General features: G+C 43.2%; 26 protein-coding genes. 14 read left to right on the forward strand and 12 right to left on the reverse strand.

The window, feature by feature from the left end; genetic code table 11:
• Window positions 1-8 precede the first annotated feature (8 nt).
• Window positions 9-902: a 5'/3'-nucleotidase SurE gene (gene surE / locus D6D85_RS01645; RefSeq protein WP_125670341.1), complete on the forward strand. Its 894-nt coding sequence runs from the start codon at window positions 9-11 to the stop codon at window positions 900-902.
• Here the strand turns inward: surE and argH are convergent.
• The 7 genes from argH to D6D85_RS01680 form a co-directional block, all read right to left on the reverse strand.
• A complete protein-coding gene (gene argH, locus D6D85_RS01650) occupies window positions 886-2,250 on the reverse strand; it encodes an argininosuccinate lyase (RefSeq protein WP_125670342.1) in 1,365 nt (454 codons plus the stop codon). The genes surE and argH overlap by 17 nt on opposite strands.
• The gene (locus D6D85_RS01655; RefSeq protein ID WP_125670365.1) at window positions 2,219-3,427 is read right to left on the reverse strand and encodes an argininosuccinate synthase; all 1,209 of its coding nucleotides are present in this window, start codon (window positions 3,425-3,427) and stop codon (window positions 2,219-2,221) included. The genes argH and D6D85_RS01655 overlap by 32 nt, the downstream gene beginning before the upstream one ends.
• An 84-nt stretch (window positions 3,428-3,511) precedes the next feature.
• Window positions 3,512-4,222: an ACT domain-containing protein gene (locus D6D85_RS01660; RefSeq protein WP_161969626.1), complete on the reverse strand. Its 711-nt coding sequence runs from the start codon at window positions 4,220-4,222 to the stop codon at window positions 3,512-3,514.
• A gap of 33 nt (window positions 4,223-4,255) precedes the next feature.
• Window positions 4,256-4,666, reverse strand: a complete 411-nt coding sequence (locus tag D6D85_RS01665; protein WP_125670344.1) for a PPC domain-containing DNA-binding protein — start codon at window positions 4,664-4,666, stop codon at window positions 4,256-4,258.
• Window positions 4,667-4,779: 113 nt separating this feature from the next.
• Window positions 4,780-5,376: a PHP domain-containing protein gene (locus tag D6D85_RS01670; protein ID WP_125670345.1), complete on the reverse strand. Its 597-nt coding sequence runs from the start codon at window positions 5,374-5,376 to the stop codon at window positions 4,780-4,782.
• Between the two features lie 78 nt (window positions 5,377-5,454).
• Window positions 5,455-6,003: a YkgJ family cysteine cluster protein gene (locus tag D6D85_RS01675; protein ID WP_125670346.1), complete on the reverse strand. Its 549-nt coding sequence runs from the start codon at window positions 6,001-6,003 to the stop codon at window positions 5,455-5,457.
• A 49-nt stretch (window positions 6,004-6,052) separates the two neighbouring features.
• Window positions 6,053-6,310 (reverse strand): hypothetical protein, encoded by a 258-nt coding sequence (locus D6D85_RS01680; protein ID WP_125670347.1) that lies wholly within the window; start codon window positions 6,308-6,310, stop codon window positions 6,053-6,055.
• Window positions 6,311-6,358: 48 nt separating this feature from the next.
• Between D6D85_RS01680 and D6D85_RS01685 the strand changes: the two genes are divergently transcribed.
• Genes D6D85_RS01685 through D6D85_RS01695 form a run of 3 tightly spaced genes read left to right on the forward strand, consistent with a single transcriptional unit; the run spans window position 6,359 to window position 7,650 of the window.
• Window positions 6,359-6,601, forward strand: a complete 243-nt coding sequence (locus D6D85_RS01685; RefSeq protein WP_125670348.1) for a LysO family transporter — start codon at window positions 6,359-6,361, stop codon at window positions 6,599-6,601.
• Window positions 6,601-7,173, forward strand: a complete 573-nt coding sequence (locus D6D85_RS01690; protein WP_161969627.1) for a lysine exporter LysO family protein — start codon at window positions 6,601-6,603, stop codon at window positions 7,171-7,173. Before D6D85_RS01685 ends, D6D85_RS01690 begins: the two co-directional genes overlap by 1 nt.
• Before the next feature lie 45 nt (window positions 7,174-7,218).
• The gene (locus D6D85_RS01695; protein WP_125670350.1) at window positions 7,219-7,650 is read left to right on the forward strand and encodes a hypothetical protein; all 432 of its coding nucleotides are present in this window, start codon (window positions 7,219-7,221) and stop codon (window positions 7,648-7,650) included.
• On the opposite strand, the gene D6D85_RS01700 is transcribed toward D6D85_RS01695, so the two are convergent.
• Window positions 7,640-8,212, reverse strand: coding sequence for a protein-tyrosine phosphatase family protein (locus D6D85_RS01700; protein WP_125670351.1), 573 nt, complete (start codon window positions 8,210-8,212; stop codon window positions 7,640-7,642). The two genes, D6D85_RS01695 and D6D85_RS01700, sit on opposite strands and share 11 nt — an antisense overlap.
• Window positions 8,213-8,278: 66 nt before the next feature.
• Here D6D85_RS01700 and D6D85_RS01705 point away from each other — a divergent pair, with 66 nt between their 5' ends.
• Genes D6D85_RS01705 through D6D85_RS01715 form a run of 3 tightly spaced genes read left to right on the forward strand, consistent with a single transcriptional unit; the run spans window position 8,279 to window position 10,609 of the window.
• Entirely contained in the window at window positions 8,279-8,716 is a 438-nt protein-coding gene (locus D6D85_RS01705) for a hypothetical protein (RefSeq protein ID WP_125670352.1), read from the forward strand.
• A complete protein-coding gene (locus D6D85_RS01710; RefSeq protein WP_125670353.1) occupies window positions 8,706-10,010 on the forward strand; it encodes a hypothetical protein in 1,305 nt (434 codons plus the stop codon). The genes D6D85_RS01705 and D6D85_RS01710 overlap by 11 nt, the downstream gene beginning before the upstream one ends.
• Window positions 10,007-10,609: a hypothetical protein gene (locus tag D6D85_RS01715; RefSeq protein WP_125670354.1), complete on the forward strand. Its 603-nt coding sequence runs from the start codon at window positions 10,007-10,009 to the stop codon at window positions 10,607-10,609. Before D6D85_RS01710 ends, D6D85_RS01715 begins: the two co-directional genes overlap by 4 nt.
• On the opposite strand, the gene D6D85_RS01720 is transcribed toward D6D85_RS01715, so the two are convergent.
• The gene (locus tag D6D85_RS01720) at window positions 10,606-11,745 is read right to left on the reverse strand and encodes an MFS transporter (protein WP_125670355.1); all 1,140 of its coding nucleotides are present in this window, start codon (window positions 11,743-11,745) and stop codon (window positions 10,606-10,608) included. The two genes, D6D85_RS01715 and D6D85_RS01720, sit on opposite strands and share 4 nt — an antisense overlap.
• A 59-nt stretch (window positions 11,746-11,804) precedes the next feature.
• On the opposite strand from D6D85_RS01720, the gene D6D85_RS01725 reads away from it, so the two are divergent.
• The 5 genes from D6D85_RS01725 to D6D85_RS01745 all read left to right on the forward strand — a co-directional run bounded on the left by D6D85_RS01725 (window position 11,805) and on the right by D6D85_RS01745 (window position 16,766).
• Window positions 11,805-12,701 (forward strand): MBL fold metallo-hydrolase, encoded by an 897-nt coding sequence (locus D6D85_RS01725; protein ID WP_125670356.1) that lies wholly within the window; start codon window positions 11,805-11,807, stop codon window positions 12,699-12,701.
• A 59-nt stretch (window positions 12,702-12,760) separates the two neighbouring features.
• The gene (locus D6D85_RS01730) at window positions 12,761-14,629 is read left to right on the forward strand and encodes an aldehyde ferredoxin oxidoreductase family protein (RefSeq protein WP_125670366.1); all 1,869 of its coding nucleotides are present in this window, start codon (window positions 12,761-12,763) and stop codon (window positions 14,627-14,629) included.
• A 119-nt stretch (window positions 14,630-14,748) separates the two neighbouring features.
• On the forward strand, window positions 14,749-15,012 hold the full coding sequence (locus D6D85_RS01735) for a MoaD/ThiS family protein (protein ID WP_125670357.1): 264 nt from the start codon (window positions 14,749-14,751) through the stop codon (window positions 15,010-15,012).
• On the forward strand, window positions 14,988-15,734 hold the full coding sequence (locus D6D85_RS01740) for an HAD family hydrolase (protein ID WP_125670358.1): 747 nt from the start codon (window positions 14,988-14,990) through the stop codon (window positions 15,732-15,734). Before D6D85_RS01735 ends, D6D85_RS01740 begins: the two co-directional genes overlap by 25 nt.
• A gap of 108 nt (window positions 15,735-15,842) precedes the next feature.
• On the forward strand, window positions 15,843-16,766 hold the full coding sequence (locus D6D85_RS01745; protein ID WP_125670359.1) for an asparagine synthetase A: 924 nt from the start codon (window positions 15,843-15,845) through the stop codon (window positions 16,764-16,766).
• Here the strand turns inward: D6D85_RS01745 and D6D85_RS01750 are convergent, their stop codons facing one another.
• The 3 genes from D6D85_RS01750 to D6D85_RS01760 are packed head-to-tail and all read right to left on the reverse strand — an operon-like array spanning window position 16,767 to window position 20,311.
• A complete protein-coding gene (locus D6D85_RS01750; RefSeq protein WP_125670360.1) occupies window positions 16,767-18,038 on the reverse strand; it encodes a hydroxymethylglutaryl-CoA reductase, degradative in 1,272 nt (423 codons plus the stop codon).
• Between the two features lie 33 nt (window positions 18,039-18,071).
• On the reverse strand, window positions 18,072-19,031 hold the full coding sequence (locus tag D6D85_RS01755; protein WP_125670361.1) for a hypothetical protein: 960 nt from the start codon (window positions 19,029-19,031) through the stop codon (window positions 18,072-18,074).
• Between the two features lie 32 nt (window positions 19,032-19,063).
• Entirely contained in the window at window positions 19,064-20,311 is a 1,248-nt protein-coding gene (locus D6D85_RS01760; protein WP_125670362.1) for a hypothetical protein, read from the reverse strand.
• A gap of 115 nt (window positions 20,312-20,426) precedes the next feature.
• On the opposite strand from D6D85_RS01760, the gene ssnA reads away from it, so the two are divergent.
• Window positions 20,427-21,743, forward strand: coding sequence for a putative aminohydrolase SsnA (gene ssnA / locus D6D85_RS01765; RefSeq protein ID WP_237558709.1), 1,317 nt, complete (start codon window positions 20,427-20,429; stop codon window positions 21,741-21,743).
• A 92-nt stretch (window positions 21,744-21,835) separates the two neighbouring features.
• Window positions 21,836-22,094, forward strand: a 259-nt coding sequence (locus tag D6D85_RS01770; protein WP_202617261.1) for an LD-carboxypeptidase, incomplete at its 3' end; no start/stop codon positions are given.

Here is a 22,094-nt window from a genome sequence, read left to right on the forward strand (position 1 = left end):
ATGACCCGATGGAGGTGAAAGTTAAAAAATTATATGTGGTCATCTTCTTCATGCATCGTGTTCTCCTGACGAACGATGATGGCATACATTCAGCTCCATTCAAAGCTCTCTGGAAAGCGTTAATAGAAAAGGGGTTTAATGTATCAGTTGTAGTTCCGGAAAGAGAGATGAGTGCTGCTGGAAAAGGGATAACACTGCATAAACCACTGAGAATATGGAGAATACCGACTAAAGTAGGAGGAGCATATAAAATAGCTCATCTTGTGAGCGGAACTCCTGGAGATACAGTTACAGTTGCCTTGAGATATCTGCTGGAGGACAAGCCGGAGGCAGTTCTATCAGGCATAAATGTGGGAGATAACATGACCGTGGACAATATATTTACTAGTGGGACAATAGCAGCAGCAATACAAGCAGCCTTAATGGGGTTTAAATCAGCTGCTTTTAGTGTGGAGATACCGCAAAATGAGGAGCCAAGGCCAGCTGATAAGTTCAGAATCCATGCATTGATAGCAACCGAGATAGCAGAGTGGGTGCTTGAGAACGGGCTTCCAGATGGAGTGGATCTCCTGAACGTAAACTTTCCATTTAAGATATCGGATGATACTCCAGTAAGGCTCACAAAGCTGGCTAAGGTCAAGTTTGAGAACTATGTTCTGGAGAGAGTTGACCCCAGAGGAAAGCCATATTACTGGATTGGGAGCAACCCGATAGCCATCTCGGAGGAGATGAGAGGAACTGATTACTACGCCCTGACTGTGGAGAAGGCCATATCGATAACTCCCATAGGACTGAACTTTATATCTCCCTTGGAGGAGAGAAAAGCTGATAGGGAGGTAATAGTGGATAAGATGAACGATCTAATATCAGTTATATCAAATTTAGTCATATCCCTGAGGTAGCTCTTTTAAGAAGGCCCAGATCCTCATTTATTTTGTTTTTCGCACCCTCTATATATTTCCTCATGGCATCTGGATTGGGGGATCCATCGCTTTTTCTCTTTAGCAATTTAATCGGGTTTGATATCGCTCTTATAACTTTCTCATCCAAGTTAAACTCCTCCTTGAGAAAGGACAATATCTCATCCAAGCTGGGATCGTTCATCTTGCTCATCCCTCTTGCTATTCGCACATAAACCTCTCTGTACGGTATCTTGAGCTCAAGTGAAAGAAGCTCAGCTATATCAGTCAAGATTAGAGTTCCGGTAAATTTGACCTGTCTGAACCTGACTTTCGAGATAAAATCCTCGAAGATGCTTATTGTATCCGCAGTTCTCACAAGAAGGGGGATAAAACTGCTGTTCATCTCCTGAAGATCCAAGTTGTATCCTGAGGGAATTCCTTTCTCCACAGCCAAAATGGAGGTGAGAAGGCCTATTGCCTTTCCTCCCCATGCTCTAACAAGCTCCATTGTCACTAGGTTCTTTTTGTGGGGCATCAAGCTGCTTGTTGCCATGTGCTCCCTTGGTGCATCTATCAGGCTGGAGAAAGAGAAGAATATCATGTCCTCAGCTACTCTTGACAGAAATACGGAAAGAGAGGTGAGGATAGAGGAAACGATGTGTATGAAATCCCTTGATCCAGTTGCCAGCAGGGAGTTTTTTACCACACCACTGAAGTGAAGGGAGGATGCAAGCTCCTCTCTATCAATATCTACTAGTGTTGAGGTGACAGCCGCAGCACCGAGAGGGGATCTGTTCACCAGCTCCAGTACATCTAAAAGAAGTCTAGTGTAAAATGAGAGCTCCTCCTCTATGTACGTCAGATAATGTGCTGCTGTGGATATCTGGGCAGGCTGCATGTGGGTGAAGGAGGGAAACAGTGTGTATAAGTTCTCAGAAGCTGCATGAAGCAGCGTAGCCCTCAAATTTAGGATCTCCTCTATTATTCTAGTGATATATTTTCTTGTTAGAAGCCTAAGGACAGCAGCTACATGATCATTCCTGCTCCTTCCTATGGAAATCCATCCAAAATCCTCACCAACTCTCTCCTTCAGGTATTCTTCCATCGCCTCAAATATGTCCTCAGCTTTTCTCGAGAGCAAATCCTCTTTGGAAACTGATTCTAGGGCTACCAGAACTTTTCTGCCCGCTTCCTCTGGTATTGCATTAATTGATATTAAATGCTCCACATGAGCTCTCATTACATCAACTGCTTCCTCAACAAAATGTCTATCTATGTCAATGGATGATGTGAACTCAAGTATTTTCTTCTCAGTATCACCAAGCAATGCTTTCCTGTAGAGGGACACCTATACCCCTCCTTGTCCTGAATCCAATGATGCTCTGAAGTCCCCACAGCTCAACAAATCCCTTTGAGAACTCCTGAGAGAGCGTGCTATGGCTTTCGTATGCCACTAACTTGTCCTCATATAAGCTGTTATATGAACTCCTTCCCACAACTCTAGCACTTCCCTTGTATAGCTTTAAGGTGACGCTTCCACTGACCTTCTCCTCCATGTTGTTTATGAATGCATCTAAGCTGCTCTTCAACGGCTCAACCCAGAGGCCTGTGTAAACTAGATCGGACCATGTCTCATCAACGAGCAATTTAAATGAGAGCTCCCTCTTCGTGAGAACCATCTTCTCCAAATCCTTGTGAGCTTCTATAATGACAGTTGCTGCTGGGCATTCATATACCTCCCTGCTCTTCAACCCAACAGTCCTATCCTCTATGTGATCTATCCTTCCGATGCCATGTCTCCCTGCTATGATGTTGAGAGTGGCTATCAATCGCGATGGTGGTAATGCATCTCCATTTACTGCAAATGGAACTCCCTTCATGAAATCTATGGTCAAATATTCTGGCTCATTTGGCGCTTTTTCTGGGGAAACAGTCCACTTAAATGCATCCTCTGGCGGCTCTCTTGATGGATCCTCTAGGACTCCACCCTCTATGCTCCTCCCCCAAAGGTTCTCATCAACACTGTAGCTCTTGTATTTCACAGGTATTCCCTTTGATTTTGCATACTCATACTCCCAATCCCTAGCGAGACCCCAGTCCCTGACAGGAGCAAAGACCTTTAAAGATGGGTTCAATGCCTTTATGGTGACATCAAATCTTATCTGATCATTCCCCTTCCCGCTGCATCCATGGACAACAGCATCAGCATCCTCCTTTTCAGCTACTTTCACCAGCTTTGAGGCTATTAGGGGCCTTGCGATGGCGCTTGAGAGGGGATATTTTCCCTGATACATGGCATTGGCTTTTATCGCTGGGAATACGTAGTCTTGTGCAAACTCTTCTTTTGCATCTATGTAATAATGTCCTGCAGCTCCTAGTTTCTCCGCTTTATCAGCTATCTCCTTGAAGTCATCCTCCTGCCCAACATCGACTGTCACCGTTATAACCTCGCTTCCTGCTTCCTTAAGCAAAGAGAGGAGGACGGATGTATCCAAGCCTCCGGAATAGGCTAAAACTACTCTCATTTTTCCTATCTCATCTGGGACTTTCATGCAGATCCCAGCTGCAAAGATAGCTCTATTTATAAATATATTGTAATATATACTTCATTAAGAGGGATCAAATGTTCTATTTGTGACAATTTGACCGGACCTAAGCCTCAGTATTATCTCATCTAGCACATTATAAGCTCTTATCGCATCGTCTTTGCTCACAATAAGGATGGTATCTGTGTGGCAGGAGATTATCTGGCTTATGTTAATCCCATTCCATGCGAGAATAGATGTTATATAGGAGACTACGCCAGGAGTGTTTATTATCTCCTCCGGACTCACCAGAATTATAGCTGCTTGATCGTCCATCCTGTATGTTATGCCCCTGCTAAGTATATTTATCACATTGCTGCTTGCCTCTCTTGCAATAGCCAAAGTGAAAGTTCTAGTTCCTTGGGTCAGCTGGAAAAACCTAGCGCTTGCAGCTTTCTCCATGATCTCATTCACGTTTCTCAAGACAACTTCTCTCTCTGCTGTTATAACTGTAACATCCATTTCGAGCCTCATTGAGCTATTAGCAAGTATGTATCTGACCATTCTCTCATTCAAAGTTCTCCTCCTCTTAAGGGTCTCAGAGAACCTTATGACCGCCATTTTCACAGCACTTTCATCTGTTTTCTCCAAATTACTTGCTTTTCTCACTTCCTCCATTATGCTTCTGCTGAGAGCACTGAAATTCACTATATTAAGACAGATACAGTCCACTATGGAGGGATGACTTGCTATTATCCTTCTAACAACTTCAGCAATGCTCTCCTTTCGACGCATATGCATGGAAGCACTTTCCATTTAGAAACATTTCTACAGATCCAGCAGTGTCAGACCCTTGGCCTCTATTGTTCTGTTGAGCTCTCCATCCAGCTCAAATACTGCTATTTCCGCTGTTCCTCTTACATATCCCTCAATTAGATGTCCAGCTATGACACCTCTCCAAGATCCTAGGACAACATGAAGGTGCAGGAATCTTTCCCCATCCTTCTTTATACTGAGATTTCCCAAAAGAGAAGCTATTTCATGAAATCCAATTACTTCTCTGACATCGTACTCCCCTCTTTCCGGGTTATAAACAGCTATTTTTGCCCTGTCAAGTCCGCCTATTCCCTTTACTATTCCACCTTTCATCCCTTGACAGGATTTCTTCAGCTCGGATACAATCTCAGTCCCCTCATCCAGCCTGATTAGATGAACTGCTCTTATATTATATGTCTTCATGGGGCATCACCTTCATCAGCGGCATAATGGTATTGATAAACCTTGATAAGGAGAGTCAATTGAGATCACTACAGTCCTTTGAGATGCCTCTGGGAGGGGGGTGTTAAATATTTTTATAACCTTATGAGTTTCACAATAGACGAGTAGATGATAAATAAATATCTATAAGGGCATTCTCTTGCTATGATCCTCTCTGGTCTCAGCCCACCGACCGTGATCACCTGCCCTACTTCCCTCAGTGTGTGGGCATCACTCCCTCCTATCCCCTTCTTTCCGTATTCTGTCGCAAGTTTCAATGCTTTCTCATTCTCCTGTCGAGAGGATCTTCCGTTAGTCACCTCTATGAAATCCACCAGTCTCACTATGCTTCCTAATCTTATAGACTTTCCTCTAAATGGATGCGCTATGGCTGAAATACCACCTTGCTCTCTTATCTCTTCTATCGTCTCCTCAGGACTCCTGTGCGGTTTCACTTCTTCGGAGATAAGATATGCAAGAATTTCCCCTCTGTTTGTCATTATTTCTTCTCCGGGTATTAGATCAATATCCAGCTTTCTTGCTGCTTCCCTTGCACTTATGTATCCCTGCATGCTGTTATGGTCTGTTATAGCTACTCCAGATAGACCTTTTTTCTTCGCTATTTCAATTATCTTGTGTGGCTCGGAAAGCGAATCCTTTGAGAACTTCGTGTGTATATGAAGGTCGTACATATTATCCCTCCGTTAGGACTAATGTTTATTAATTTCTCTTCATAGTGATGTCGAGTAATTATTATACTAAAATTAGCATTATATAAAATGTAGTGTACTTTGCCTATTGCAGAGAGAGGTGTTCATAGATAAACCCCGCAAAAGAGGCACTTTCTTTACAAAAATAAAGGCTGCAGTTGATGGCAATAAACCGGATTTTATTTTCGCTGTTGTATTTATTTGCTTTATTATTCTTCCTTCTTTTAGGTGAATAGCCTCCATAATTACTCTGTAAAGCCTATCAGACGGCCTTCCTTTCTGAACTCCGGGGCATCTATCGTCAAAATAAACATGATACCCGCAGAAGTAGGATTCTGCATCCCCTTCCCTCATGATTATTATGGGCCATAATTTACAAGCTATTGGTTTCTCATCCCCTAGCAGGCATAAATTTCCATGCAAAAACACACAGGAATTTCCTATTCTCCTAAGTATCGGCTTTCCATGCACTATCTCTATCTTATCTCTTCCGTAGGTAGAGGATATTCTGACAGCCTCATCCGGTCTTAAGCTCACAAAAAACCATTTGCAACACTCACCGCATGCGAAACAAGTCCAATCTTTCACCTTGCTCCATGGCAGGAGCATGATGCTCTATTGTACTAGAGCAAGATAAGCTTTAATCCTTTTATGAAAACTAGTTGTTCTTTCTGAATACAACCCTAAATCTCCCATTTCTCAGCTTTTTGTACCTCTCTATTCTCCAGTTTAACATAGTCTCATCCTCTAAGATATACTTAAAGTCGTCGAAGTAGTCATAAATACCGCAGGTGAAGCACATGTGGCCATAAAAATCAACAATAACTTCATTTTCATTTTCTTTTATAAGATCTACCTTTGCCTCAGGCCAGAATCTCTCAATAAACTTTTCAATAGCCTTTTTAGCTGTGCTCATACGATATGAAGCAGAAATCTTTTTTATGCTTTTTCTTCACCGCGGCATATGTGGGACGTGCTTCTACTCTTCATAACAGGGATAGCCATAGGTAAGTTTCTTAAACCAAAGGTAAAAATAGAGAAAATACTACCATACATGGCATATGTTCTCATATTTATAATAGGGGTTGAGATCGGAAATGAGGGTATATTGTCTCAGCTGCCGGAGATCTTGTTTTTCTCTCTTTTAATTGCCATATCCGTGATGATAGGCAGCATCATTGCTGTAAAGCTATCTAGGGTGGCATGATGTATTCCTCGATAATTCCGCTGCTTCTCTTGATACTGGGAATAGCCGTAGGCTCCTTTGTGAAGCTCCAGCTGATAAGCACCACGATATCTCTGTTGCTCTATTCTCTCATCCTGCTTATCGGCATCACTTTGGGGAGAAGGAAAATAGTTTTAAGAGTGAAAGATCTAGAAGCACCCGTTCTCACATTGGTGGGAACTTTAATTCCGGGAGCAATCGTTGCTCCAATTATAGGCATTCCGGTGAATGTTTCAGTAGCTATTTCTGCAGGATTTGGCTGGTATAGCTTAGCTGGACCTCTTATAACGAAAATATGTGGAGCGAAAGCAGGAACAATAGCCTTTCTTTCTAATCTCTTCAGAGAAGCAATATCACTTGCTTTAGCTAGGACAATTTCAGAGAAAATAGGCTGCGGTGCTTTAGTGGCATCAATTGGAGCTGGATCGATGGACACAGCGTTGCCCTTTGTCGCTCAGGTATGCGACTATAACTGGGTGGTGAGATCCTTTATCTCTGGGCTTGTGCTAACTTTACTAGCCCCTCTTCTGATACCTTTACTGCTTGGTTTATGAGGAAAAGGTTATTATATGGAATGATCTCTCATATTGGGTGCTTTAATGGGAGAAGCATATGGAGAAATAATATTTGAGGGATACAAGCCATTTATAGAGCTCCTGAGAAAGCTAGGGGTGAAGGAAGTAGAATCAATTGAAAGAGAGCTTGAAGAGAAGGGAAAATGCGATATATCCTTGAGCAATGTAAGGATAAATTCCGAGATGAGAGATGGCTTACTTCATGTAAAGTTCGATGGAGATGAGCTCTGGATGGCATCCGCGGCACCTCCTGATGAGAACTATGTGGACTGGCTTAAGAGGATATGTGCTGGAGTGCTTTGGATATCAGAGGTCTTCAAAGCAGTAGATGTGCACAAAAAGGAGGGGGTTAATTTTCTCTTTTTCTCCGAGGAGGAGATAGAGAGAAAGAAGGAGGAGATGAATCAGCAGTGGATGAAATCTCTTGAGGATATTTCCGGCTTCTTCAATGTCTGAAAATTGCAATTAATCTGTCAATTATTCCCCTTTTTCTCCTTTCTGGTGGATTCAAGGCAATTTCTATCGGTATTTGCCCAATCAGAATCGATGTTAGGAAAGCTGAAAGTGTCATCAATGCTTCTTCCTGAGCATAGGTCTCTATAGCTCCAGGTCTTATCCTTCTCATATAATCTATAGCGGCTTCTGCAGTCATCCCTTTACTGAATATCAGATAGCCAGCAGCAACGGTTGCAGCTCTTCCCACACCAGCAAAGCAATGGACAGCAGATGGCCTGCCCTTTGTCGCTCTAGAGCTTATCCACTCTAATAAACGTATCATCTCACGTGTGCTTGGTGCTCCTCCTGGCTCTACTGGCAGGAAGTAGAATTCCATTCCCTCATTTACCACAGCATGTTCATATGAGTATATCCCTCCCCAGTAGGGAGCTATCTCCCATTCTGTTGCTAGACAGACAATACATCTAGCACCCATTGCCTTAAGCTTCTTAATATCCTCTCTTCTCACAGGTATCCTTGATATGCCAAGCTCCATTGGAACTACCCAAGTCAGAAATTGCATGAAAAATAATCGATAAAGATAAAGTTAAAAACATAGTTTTAATAAAAATAAAGTGTTGCAGCCGAAGTGCTGAAAGTTAAATATTGGGAAGTTGCTGGCGATTCTGTGCGCTTGGATTATGTTGAAAAACTTCTGAAAGAGATGGGCTTGAGCGAGGTATGCAAAGTTGACCTAAAAGAAGGCACTATAAGGGTATCCGTGAGATATGATCCTTTTTACGCTGAGAAAGCGAGAATAAGGAGGCTTATCCATCTTGTGGATTCGGATGAGCTCAGGGAGCAGCTAAATCACCTGCTTAAAATGATGGAAGATGCCTCCGTTTATACAACTGTAGTCGTGGCAGAAATTCCAGGGGCAGCTTGGAGATTGAAGACCCACTTGGAGATGATAAGCAAGAGAGTGGATGATGCAAGGTCAAGAGCTCCAGGAATAAAGGCCATGATGAAGAAGGTGGACAGCTACATCAAAGAATATCTCAGGGTGAGAAGTAAAAATGTGGAATAAAGGAGAATCGAAAGCAATACTTGTTATAGAGGCATTTTTCGGCAGCTTGTATGTCACGGTGACAAGAGGCTTATTCATAGTCATGCTAAGCTACAGTGGCTATGAAATGAGCTCTATATCCATGGTTAGCTTGTTTTCAGCAATACTTGGCGTTATGATATCCTACCTGTTGTATCACAAACAATCCATAATCTATGGAAAGTTCAAGCTTAAGATGGTGATTGTTCATGGAGCAGAAAGGCTTCTCTGGATGAGTCTTCCTTTCTTCGTGTGGAACAGAGAGGTAACAACCTTGTTATACTCTCTTTCCATGGCAATAACAGTCCCTGTGGGTGTTTTCATAAGCTCAGCTATGATGGCCCTGTTTAAGGGAGAAGAGCTAGATGATCTAAATGCGAAGAGGAATGTTGCAAGTGCTGCTGCTTCACTTCTAGCCGGAATTTTTATGACAATATCCCTTGCATTGCTCCCAGCTCCTGAGAGCTACTATATATCATATGTATCAGCAGGTCTCCTTGGTCTCAGCTCCACGTTCGCTGTGTCGATGCTGAGAATTCAGAGGCTTGAGGAGGAAAAAGTGTTTGCATTACATGAGGAAGATAGGATAAAGCTGTCGGCAACGTTTGTCTTCCTCATCATAATGTTCACCGGATCTAACATGCTTGGAATAGCCTGGATTCCATATATCAAGGGAATTGGAGCCCCAAGCTACATAGCTGCCTTGATGAACTTGGTGGGCTCCATCGGCGGAATTATAGGGCCTTATTTATTCAGAAGTTATAGGCATCATAGAGTGGCTATATCAGCCAATGCTCTTGCCACATTATCAGTACCATTTATACTGGTGCCGATAGCTCATCCAGTCCTTTCCTTCGTAACATCAGCTACTTTTGTCAGCGTCAGCCTGCTTTCTATGCTTGTATACTCCAGCTACGTGGAGAACCTAGGAATAGCAAGGGCATCCGTGCTGCTGACCGCATCCTCCTTTATTGGTCTGGTGGTAGCATCGCTCTTGGGCCTATTTCTCCGGCCCTTCATGCTTTTAATTCTGGCCGGATTATCCAAGATTCTTGCAGCGTTGATAGTAACATTTGCCGTTCCAGAGACAGCTGTTGTCCCAAGAGAAGTGGCCATGGGTTATGCCCGGCTTATACACTCAGTGAGCACCGCTGGTTACATGACAATAGCAGTCGTATCAAGACAAGCTATAGCAACAGCTCTCAAGATCTTTGCTTTTTCCTTTCTTCTGATACTAATATACTTTATATACAGGCTTCTCTTTCTCATCATATGAACATATTAGATGCACTGCTGTCCGTGTCCAGAGAGCTCGTGCAGTTATTTCCAAAGATAGCCCTATCAATACTGTTGATAATGCTCTTCTTAGTGATAATAAAGGGAGTTAACAAGCTGATAAGATGGTTGCTGAAGGTCAGCGATGTGGAAGGCCTTCTCGGCAGATACTCAGCATCTTTCTTAATTTCCCCCATAACTCAGGTCTTCATAGTGCTGTCTGATCTTGGGCTCATAATTCTTCTCTCGGCGATCCTTCTTAATGTGTTCCTGCCAACAGGTAGCGATGTTTACAACCTTTATGTCTCATATCTGGGAAGAGTGGGAAGCGTAGCCTTTCTGATAATCATCTTTGTGTTCGGTATAAGCTCCGTCATGAGCCTTGTTAGGCTGGAGGACAAGGTGAAGAGCATGGTGATGCTGATATCCTTGCTAATGGTGTTTGCTGTCCTGATAGATCTGACAAATCTAGGAGGAGAGATAAAGGCTGGGCTGGTCTGGGGAATATCCTTGGGAATAGGAATAACAATAGGGGTGTTCTCTGTATGGTTCTTCTTCAAGGAGAGCATAGACTCCCTCTGCGGGAAGAGGCAAGCTTAGTGGAATTTATGACCTTTCAGAGTTAACAACAATGAGAAAGACAGAGCCTCTGATATCAAAGAGAGAGGAATTATCAAACTCCTGTCTACATCATAGAAAAGACCCATCAATAAGCTTCCTGCCATCCAGAATGCCCCTGTGAGGAAGCTGAAGATTCCATACGCATAAGCCCTGCCCTCAGCCTCAACTAAATCCGCTACTGCAGCCCTTATGTTCGTTTCATAAGCTCCCATTGCTATTCCCCATATCACTGCAGCAGGTATGCCATTCCCGGATAGAAAGAGAGGAACCTCAAGGAATGCAGCGATTGGTGCTATGAGAATTGAGGTAATTCCAGCTTTATCATATATTATGCCCGCTGGTAGCGCTATGGCAGCATCGGATGCCATTGCCACGGCATAGAGAAGGGCAATTCCCTCATCGCTCATAATATTAGCTGCTTTTAAATGATATGACACAATAGACCAGTGCATGAATCCTATTGTGAAAAGGGACATAGCTACTGTGTAAATCCAGAAGGTTCTTCCCAATTTCCCAGATTTTGTGCTTTTTCTCACAGCTTTTACCTCAGGATAGTTTTTATACCCGATGGCTAGGGAGATAATTGCTAATAGAGCTGGAATTGAGAGAACAAGGAAGGCAAAGCTGTATCCATCCAGATAGAGCGCATATGCAACAACTATAGGTCCTATAAAAGCTCCTATTTGGTCAAATAGTTCGTGTATTCCAAATCCTTTTCCTCTTCCAATTCCCTCAGTTATCTCAGACAGTATCACATCCCTAGACGGCTGTCTCAATCCCTTGCCTATTCTCTCAAGGAACACAAGAAGGATGACAAGAGTCCAGTTTCTTGCGAATGCAAGCATTGGAACTGCTACTAAATTAATTCCATACCCAAGAAATGTGATCAGCCAGTATACCTTGCTGGATTCACTCCTTCCGGCAATAACTCCTCCCAACAATCTGAAAACATAGCCTATAAACTCCCCTACTCCCACGAGCCCTGCTATAACGGCCGTTGCTCCTATATACTCTATGTACGAGCCTAAAACAGACCTTGCTCCCTCATATGTGGTATCTGCGAATAAAGAGACAAAGGAGAGAGCTATAAAGGCTACTAAGAGCTTTTTCTGCATGATCAGCTCTTGATCAATTAGGCTTAAAAGCTTTTATCCCATGGTTTTGAGGTGTGTTGATGAGGGTCATCCCACTGAGCTCGGATTCGATGGGCGCAAGAAGCATGGCCACATTTATAGAGACAAAAGATGCGAAGATAATGATAGATCCAGGTGTTGCGCTTGGGCCAAGCAGATATGGCCTTCCCCCTCATCCAAAGGAATGGGAGAGGATGCAGGAGCATTGGAAAGAAATAGTAAATTATGCAGAAAAAGCAGACATTTTAATAATAACGCACTATCACTACGATCACCATAATCCATGGGATGATCTGGAGATATATGATGGTAAAAAAGTTCTGGTAAAAGATCCAAAAAAGAACATAAACTATAGCCAGAGAAGCAGGGCATCTTTTTTCCTAAAACAAATTGAAAATAGAGCAAAGATAGAAATAGCTGACGGTAATAAAGTATTAGAAGGGGAGACCGAGATATTGTTCTCTAATCCTGTGTTTCATGGGACAAATGACAAGTTAGGATATGTTGTGGAGGTTCTTATAAGGGAGGAAGGTAACAGTTTTCTGTTCACAAGCGATGTAGAAGGTCCATCCCTCGAGGATCAAGTTAAATTTGTGCTCGATAACAGACCGAAAATTGTGATGATAGATGGCCCCATGACATATATGCTCGGTTACAGGTACTCTCAGGCCAGTCTGGAGGCATCTATACAAAATCTTCTCAGGATTTTAGACGTGGTTGAGACTCTTGTGATTGATCATCACCTTCTTAGAGATCTTGATTGGAATAAAAGGATAGCAAAGGTACTTGATAAGGGAAATACTATGGGAAAGAAGGTATTAACATCAAACGAGCTGGTTGATAAACCATTAGATATGCTGGAGGCAAGAAGAAAAGAGCTATACGAACTCTACCCTGTTAAAGAATCTGAAATGAGGAGATGGAGTATTGAGGAATGATCTTCCTCAGGTATATGAGCCAAAATGTTTATATCTTTTCCTAAGCCGAAAGCTGGGTGATGCTTTTGGTAAGAGGGGGATGGACTGGCAAAATCCTAAGGGTGGACCTAACCAAGAGAAAATATGTTCAGGAACCGCTTGATGCAAAGATGGCCGTAGACTTTCTCGGAGGAAGGGGCTTTGCTGTGAAAATATTGTGGGATGAGCTGAGCAGAGGCGTTGATCCTCTATCCCCAGATAACCTTTTGGTGATGGCAACAGGACCTCTCACGGGCCTTCCAATCCCAAGCAGTGGAAAAATTCAGGTGGCAGCTAAGTCCCCGCTGACAGGAGGATATGGAGATGGGAATATAGGGACAAAGGCAGCTGTTCAGCTTAAAAAAGCGGGATATGATGTGCTTGTCGTTAGAGGAAGGGCAGAAAAGCCGAGCATAATAAAAATAGAGGATGATAGCGTTGAAATAATGGAGACAGATCTCTGGGGAAGGGATACATGGGAGACTCAGGACGAGCTCGAGAGAAAGTATGGGAAGAATGCTGGCATACTGTTGATAGGTCCTGCTGGAGAGAGATTAGTTAAGTTTGCAGTTGTGATGTCAGAAAAGGGAAGATCCGGTGGAAGGCCCGGTATCGGGGCTGTAATGGGATCTAAAAATCTGAAGGCTGTTGTGATAAAGGGAAGCAAGGAAATACCTGTTGCTGACAAGAAAGCTGTTGAGGCCCTTGGAGCTGAGGGATACAAGGAGGTGAAGAGCTCGAAGAGCTATGATCTCTGGATAAGGCAGGGAACAATGGTGGCTTTTCAGTGGTGTCAGGAAAACAGTACACTGCCCACAATGAACTTCAGCGAGGGGATATTTGACTACGCTGAGAACTTAAATGGAGATGCCATGGAGAAATACTATAAGATAGGGCAAAAGGGATGCCCCAATTGCAATATGCCATGCGGCAACTTGAATAAGATAAAGGAGGGCCCATACAAGGATGATGTTGTTGAGATAGATTATGAAAACATAGGGATGCTTGGACCGAATCTCGGAATAGGAAATATGAATTATGTGCTTTCATTGAACCTTCTGGCCGATAAAATGGGGATGGATACAATAAGTCTCGGAGGAACTTTAGCATTCGTAACGGAGGCTTACCAAAGAGGATTGATAGGAGAGGATCAGATAGGATTAAAGCCTGAGTGGGGAAATGGGGAAAAATATCTGAGAATGGCTGAGATGATAGCAAGAAGAGAGGGTTTTGGAGATCTAATGGCAGAGGGCTCCCTTTCATTGGCAAAAAGAATAGGAAAAGGCGCTGAAAAATTCGCCATTCAGGTCAAAGGACTGGAGGTCTCCGCTTATGAGTGCCACACCCTCCATGGAATGGCCTTGGCATATGGCACATCTCCGATAGGAGCTCATCACAAGGATGCATGGTTCATATCGATAGAAATAACAGAGGGAAGGGACATAATAAACAAAGAGAAAGTGGAAAAGCTGATAACAATGCAGAGAAGGAGGAGCTTCTTCGAAAATGCGACCACATGCAGGCTGCCTTGGGTTGAAGTCGGTTTCAACCTTGATTGGTATCCAAAGTTCCTGAGGGCAGCTACTGGACTTGATTTCACATGGGATGACCTCTATCAGATATCCGACAGAACTTATGCACTGATAAGGGCCTTCTGGGTGAGGGAGTTTGGAGAGAAGTGGGGAAGACATATGGACTATCCTCCGGAGAAGTGGTTCACCGAGCCCTACACAAAGGGGCCTTATGCGGGAAGAAAGCTTGACAGGGATAAATATGATCAGATGCTGTCCTGGTACTACGAGCTCAGAGGATGGGACGAAAGAGGCATACCCAGAAAATCGACTCTTGCAAAGCTTGGCCTAGACTATGTTGCTGTCGAACTCGAGAAAGTGGTGAAACTGAGTGAATAGCCGTGAAATGGATGTCCAAACAAGCTTTCAATGAGAGATATACCAGCGGTATCCTCTCCATCTTTTTATAAATTTTTAGCGTAGCAGTAAGCTAATGAGCCTATATTATAGGTGGTTTCATGAAGCTGAAGTTCATAGGTCCTCTAGCTGATCTAGCAGGCGGGAGGGAAATAGAGATAAAAGGAAGGAAGGAGCTAAAAGAAGTAATAGATAGCCTTCCTGATAAAGCTAAGAGCATCATAATGAGCGGGAGAATCATAATATTGGTTAATGGAAGGTCGGTCAAGCTGGAGGAACGTGTAGAGCTCGGAGAAGAAGATCTAGTTGTTTTCTTGCCGGAAATAGGAGGAGGGTCTAATTGTATCGCTTTCTCTTTGATCTAGATGATACCTTGGTCGACAATATGTTCATGAAGTATATTCTTCCGGAGGTTTCCAGAAAGATAGCTGATATTGCAGGTATGGATCCGGAAATTATCAGGAGGATGATAATAGATGAGAACATAAGAAGGCTTAAATCCGGACTTTACGTGGAAGCATTCGACTGGGATGACATAATAACAGGAGTTCAGGCGTCTATCGGGGTAGGAGATCCTGTTCTGTTCTCCGATGAGGTCATCAAGTTTTCAAGAATGGCATCTCCCAAGCCCGGAGTTAAGGAGGTATTGAGGAGAATCAAGTCAGAGGAGGGAAGAATAAGTCTGGTTACAAATGGTTTCTTGAGTTATGTTCTACCTATTCTGTCAAAAGCAGGAATTATCGAGTTCTTTGACCGGATCGTGACTCCAGATCAGACCGGCTACATAAAACCGATGCCAGAAATATTTCTCGCAGCAGTGGACAGAAATGAAAAGATCGTTCATGTAGGAGACAGTGTCTCCCTCGACATATGTGGAGCTAGAAGAGCGGGATTTGACTCAGCTTTAATAATGGAGATCCCGCCGACTTTATCAGAGCTTGATCCAATGAGGAGAGTTTACGCTGTAGCTGAGCTTATCAGGAAAAAGTTCGAGATAGAAACTTATTCATTTCTCGTAGAAGGACCATGCCTTCCCTCTTACCTGATAACTGACATAAGAGAGCTTCTCCATCTCATTCGGCGATGAGGCTCAATTGAACATTGTTCCAATTTTCATGCAAATTAAGAATGATTTTCGTAATTTTTACAAAAAACTCGTCAGAATGTTTATATTGAATGAGCGAAGAGAGGACCTATGCAAGTACAGATGCAGAGAGAGGACATAATTCCTATACTTAGAATACAAACCACTGTGCTAAAGGAGATGGTCAACTTCATGATCGACAGAGGATTTATACAACTACTTCCCGTGATAACATCCAAGGTAACAGACCCCTTAGGTCCGGATCCGGGAAGTAGTGTTGTAGCAATTCCTAGGATAAGGTATTATGATGAGGAGCTTGTCCTGACGCAGAGCATGATATTTCACAAACAGCTTGCTGTGGCAAGAGGCCTTGAACGGATATTCATAATGTCTCCGAATGTGAGGCTGGAGGACAAAAGGAGAAGGAACACAGGGAAACATCTGTTTGAGTTCACTCAGATGGACTTTGAGATAGCTGGAGCTGAAATGAAGGATATATTCTCATTAGTCGAAGATCTAATAATCCACATAATAAAAACTGTTAAATCGGAGAATAAAGAAGAGCTCGAGGAGTTGGGGAGGGAGATAAGAGTTCCCCAGAAACCCTTCCCTGTGTACACCACGCATGAACTGGAAGAAAGATATGGAAAGGACTGGGAGATAAATGCATCAGCTGATCATCGTGAGCCGTTCTGGGCGGTATGCTTCAAGAGAGAGTTTTACGATAGAGAGGATCCTGAGAACCCTGGACATTTCAGAAACTATGACCTGATATATCCCGAGGGATTTGGGGAAGCTCTATCAGGGGGGGAGAGGGAATGGAGGTATGAAAGAATAACAGAGAGAATTAGAAGGGACGGTCTTGATGAGAGGTTCTTCTCTCCTTATCTAGAGGTGGCGAGGCAGGGAATACTGATTCCGAGTGCCGGTGCTGGCATAGGGGTTGAGAGGCTGATTAGGTTTCTATCGGGCAAAAAACATGTGGGGGATGTGCAGCTGTTTAGGAGAGTTCCCGGAGAGCCTATCCTGTTTTAGTTACTTTTTGGATCTTATCTCCTCTATTATCCTCTTTGCTACATCTATTCTTATGGTTTTTTCTCTCAGCATTCTCTCCACTACCTCATCAACTATATCAGGGGTTGCTCCAGCTGCCATTGCTATGTTTCTGGCATGAAGCTTCATATGCCCTGCTTGTATTCCTTCTGTTGCCAATGCTCTTAAAGCAGCAAAGTTCTGTGCAAGCCCGACAGCAACCATAACTTCTGAGAGCTCTCTAGCTGATTTCACACCCAGTATCTTGAGAGCTATCCTAGCTATTGGATGGACATTTGCCACACCACCAACTATTCCCACAGCCAAGGGCATCTCCAGAAATCCCTCGAGATCTCCATCCTCATTTCTCCAGAACCTGCTCAGGGATGTGTATCTTCCATTTCTAGCGGCATATGAGTGAGCCCCTGCCTCTATGGCTCTGGTATCTTGGCCTGTTGCTCTTGCAACAGCAATTATTCCGTTCATTATTCCCTTGTTGTGAGTTGCAGCTCTATAGGGATCTGCTTCAGCAAAAGCATAGGCATAAAGTATCCCCTCAACAACCTCATCTCCTCCTATTTCCTCCTTTTTCCAAACAGCTCTTGCCGATGCAAGCCTTCTATCTGCCAAATTTGATAAAATCCTCAGGTAAACTCTGCCTCCTGTTATTCTCTCTATAAACGGGGCTACTGCCTCAGCCATTGTGTTCACTACATTGGCGCCCATCGCATCTCTGACATCCACAATGAGATGAGTTATCACCATCTTTCCCATTATGGTATCTATAATTCTAACCTCCAAATCCCTAGCCCCTCCACCTAGCCTGACCAAGACTGGATCTCTCTCGTTAGCTATCTCTAATATCCTCTGCTTCTCTGCCAGTATGGCATTCCTAGCTTCCTCAGCATCTTTCACTTTCACAAGTTGTATCTGGGATATCATTATCGGATCTGTGCTGGATGTGAAGAATCCGCCTCCTTCTCTTGCCATTTTTGCTGCATTGCTTGCTGCTGCGACAACGGAGGGCTCCTCTATCGCCATCGGTATGAGGTAATCCCTTCCATTTATGAGGAAGTTCGTGGCTATGCCGAGCGGAAGCGGCCATGTCCCAATTACATTCTCTATCATCCTATCAGCAACGCTTATATCGAGATTTCCAGCCTTCATTAAAAGGGATGCCTCCTCATCTGTGAGCCCGGCAAACTCCTTCACTATTTTTACCCTCTCCTCAACAGGTAATTTATAAAAACCAGGTATTCTTGATGTTCTCTCCATATCGCACTTCTCACAGGTAGCCTAAAACCCTTTCTATATCACTGTTTTTGCTATAACCTTCAGGTAAGCATATCTCATCACAGCCACCACTATAGCTGATATTAAATAGTTTAGTATCTCGAAAGCGAAAATTCCCGTGATGTATATTGTCAGAGGGGTGGCATTAACTATTGCCCTAAACACAGGTAGACCTGCTATCATCTTCCTGATCTGGGTCTCATTTCCCCTTTCTATTTGCTCCTTCAGTGCCTTCTCATAATTGTTCAGGTATGCCGTTATTCTTGTCCTGTAAGAGCTACAGCAAATTCTCTCCTCCTGGCTCAGGGCGTCATATTCCCGATTTACCCCATCTCTAACTCCATTCATTATGCTCGATATAATCTCCTCCATAGCCTTCTTCTGTACATCCAGCCCTCCGGCTCCGGCTGTCAGGTCTGTCATGAGATCTAGATTCTTTTCTTCTGCAAACTTATTATACTTAGGAAAATACAAGTATATAGATAATGCTATGCCAACCATCAGCACCAAAGCAACTACTGTCATCGCTGTTCTCACCCTATTATACATGCCAAAAAATTTGTTTCTCTCATCCCCTCTGCTGAACATGGCAACGGACGCCATTACTCCTAGAACAGTCATGGAAAGAGTTATTGATTGTGTTATATAGCTCACGATCACTGTTATGATGGTAAGACCGATGAAAATCAGTTCCTTGCTGATCCTGTCAAATGTGTATATGGGGATTGCAACACCGAAACAGATAAGGAGGAACGGAAGGAATACCTTTGACCCAAATTCCCTTATATAATACATTAAGAAATTGTATACCGCAGTAAGAGCATCGCTCATGAGGGATCTCATAAACACTCTAGTGGAGTCCACATCCATTGATATAAGATCCTTTATTGTTATCTTGGTGAGATCGAGCAGCAAAATGCCTAAGAGCACCAAGGTTATGGAGAGAATGCTCAACAGAGCTGAGGTATATCTCATACTCTAGTGTTAATAGAAGGAAAAATATAATCCTATTGTTTTTTCAGTCTTATCAGACCATTTACCTCCTCCACTATTCCGCTCTCCTTAAGCCTTCTTATCACCTCATTTCTGAAGGCAGCAGGAATTCTAATTTCCTCTATCCTTTTTTCTCCTGTAGATAGCTCTGATATCACCATTCTCTCCAGAGCTGGCATTAATCTTCTCATTTCATTCTCTATCTCCAGTTCCTGCTTTATCCTGCTCACCTCAACAGAAATCCCCTTTAACAGCGAATCAGCTATCTCAATGGGATCTCCCTCTGGAACTCTCACTGAAGCAAGTCTTTTGGCCTCTATCACTGGTTTCAGATCTTTTAATATGGCTAAATTGTCTCCAATAAACTTCATGATTTTGTAAGACTTTTCATCAAGCTTTACTTCTCCCTTGGTAATTCCAACATCCCTCACAATCTCCACCACTCTGCCCAGAAGATCGTGGCCGATAAGTCTGTCAAATGGCTGTGATATCTCCTCCATGATCATGACACCCTCCCTGATATCCTGGGATATGCTAAGGACTTGAAGAGCTATGTTTTTCCTTCTCTCAATCTCTTTTTCCATCGATTTCAGGCATTCTGAATCACAATTATCAGGTATTTCAATTCCGATCTTGACTTTAAGTCCAAATTTATCCTCTATTCTTTTCGTTATTTCTTTGAGCTCCTCCATCTTTTCATATACCTCATTCCTCAGCTTCTCCAGAGATTTTCTCTCATGAACTCTGGAAAGCTCCTCTTCTGCACTTTTAATTAGCTTATCCATTTCAACAGCCTCATTATACCCTAAAAATTCCTCTCTACCGATGATCTCAGCAAGCTTATCCTTCTTTCCCGGTAAAACCGAATTTATGTCGATTTCCATCTCATGAGCTTTTTCCAGCACTTTTTTAGCCCTTGCTTTGAGAGAATCAAGTCTCAGATATCCCAAGGAGTTTATTTTGAGGGGATCAGCTCCGCTTGCGATGGCATCAGCTAAAAGCAGAGCCTCCTCTCCAGAGAATATCCTAGAGCCTATTCTTATTGCTGGGAGGGTTGTTATCCCCTCCTTAAGAACTTTGGAAAAATCAACTCCGTGTCTTATCTCAATATATTTAACGCTTAAACCAGTTCTTCTCTTGATTTCCTTCTCCTTTCCTTTCAGAATATTCTCTATTATCTTGGATTGCCTTGCGGCTAGAGCAATCGAACTTGTTTCAAGCTTGGTAGGCACGTACGAGAGGAAGACCTCTATATCCGGCACTGTGAAAATTCATTTGATGAAGGATATAAAAATATTCTGCTGTGATAGGATCTGTAAAAAATGTCTCGAAAAAATAGGTTTATAGGTTTTCCTGAGAAAAGCTCAGGGTGGCATCTTGATAATATCGGGAAGATATGTGGTGTTGCCTGATGGTCTTCTTAAGGATGGGGCTGTTCTTGTGATCGATGGAACGATAGAAGAAGTGGGGAAAAGCGATGAGATCATGAGGAAAAACCCCTCAGAGGAGAAAATAAGCTTTCCAAGATCCGTGATAATGCCGGGACTTATATGCTCTCACTCCCATGCATATGGGGCATTTGCAAGGGGAATGCCTCTTAAAGCAGAGCCTCCCAAGACTTTCGGTGAGATCTTGGAGAGAATCTGGTGGAGGCTTGATAAAAAGCTGAGGGAAGAGGATATAAAATACAGCGGCCTTGTGACGGCAATAGATGCAATAAAACACGGAACAACATCCACAATGGATCATCACGCAAGTCCATACAGCATAAGAGGTAGCTTGGATGTCCTTTCATCGGCTTTCAAGGAGGTTGGGCTCAGATCGAATCTGGCATACGAGGTCTCGGATAGGGATGGACTGGATAAAGCTGAGGAAGGGATAAAGGAGAACGTGGATTTCATAAAGAAGCACAAGAACGATGGTATGATCACAGGAAGCTTTGGTCTTCATGCATCTCTCACTCTTTCTGATGAAACCCTTCAAAAAGCAGTTGAGGCATCCAAGGAGCTGGATGTTGGATTTCACATTCATGTGGCTGAGGGAGTGGAGGATGTCTCGGATAGCATCAGAAAATCGGGAAAGAGGGTTGTTGAAAGGCTTTGGAGCCACGGAATACTTGGAAAGAAGACAATAGCGGTGCATGCAGTCCATATAAACCCATTAGAGGTGAAAATTCTGAGGGAAACTGGAACATGGGTTGTCCACTGTCCTGAGTCAAATATGAACAATGCTGTTGGGGTGTCACCAATTCCGTTTATGATGGATATGGGGGTGAAGGTGGTTCTGGGAACCGATGGAATGACGATGGACATGTTCAGAGAATCGAAGTTCATGTATTTGTTGCATAAGCTAAATGCAGCAGATCCCAGGGTGATGCCGCCCGACAGAATAATTGATACAGTGATCAGGGCTAACTCAGAGCTTATGTCAATATATGCCAATAGAAGAGTCGGGATGATCCAAAAGGGGGCGTGTGCAGACATAATTGCTGTGAGGTACATGCCTCACACTCCGATGAACTGGGATAACTTTCCAGCTCATTTTGTGTTCGGCATGGACTCATCACAAGTGGAAATGGTGATGGTAAACGGAAGAATAGTGTTCGAAAGGGGATCCCTGCTCACTGTGAATGAGGAGGAGATAATGATAAGGGCTGAAAAACTGGCAATGGATCTATGGGAAAGGATTAATTAAAATATAATTTATATGAATAAAGATAATTTTAAAAATTCCTCTTTATGTTAATAGTTGACTGTTAAGTAAAAATAAACAGGGGGTGATCGAAAATGGAGATAATAAGGCCTCCAGCCCTCTCTCCAGGCTCCACCATAGCTGTGGTTTCTCCCTCATCTCCGGCAGATCCGAAATCCCTAGCTAGAGGGATCGGATACCTGAGGAAAAGGGGATACAAAGTTGTGCTGGGCGATGTGACCAAATCGGTGAGAATGCACGGATATCTCGCAGCTCCTGATGAGATGAGAGCTGCTGAGCTGAGCTGGGCATTTAAAAATGAGGAGGTGAAGGCTATAATAGCGGCTGGAGGAG

This window comes from Candidatus Methanodesulfokora washburnensis (assembly GCF_003947435.1).
Lineage (GTDB): Archaea > Korarchaeota > Korarchaeia > Korarchaeales > Korarchaeaceae > Methanodesulfokora > Methanodesulfokora washburnensis.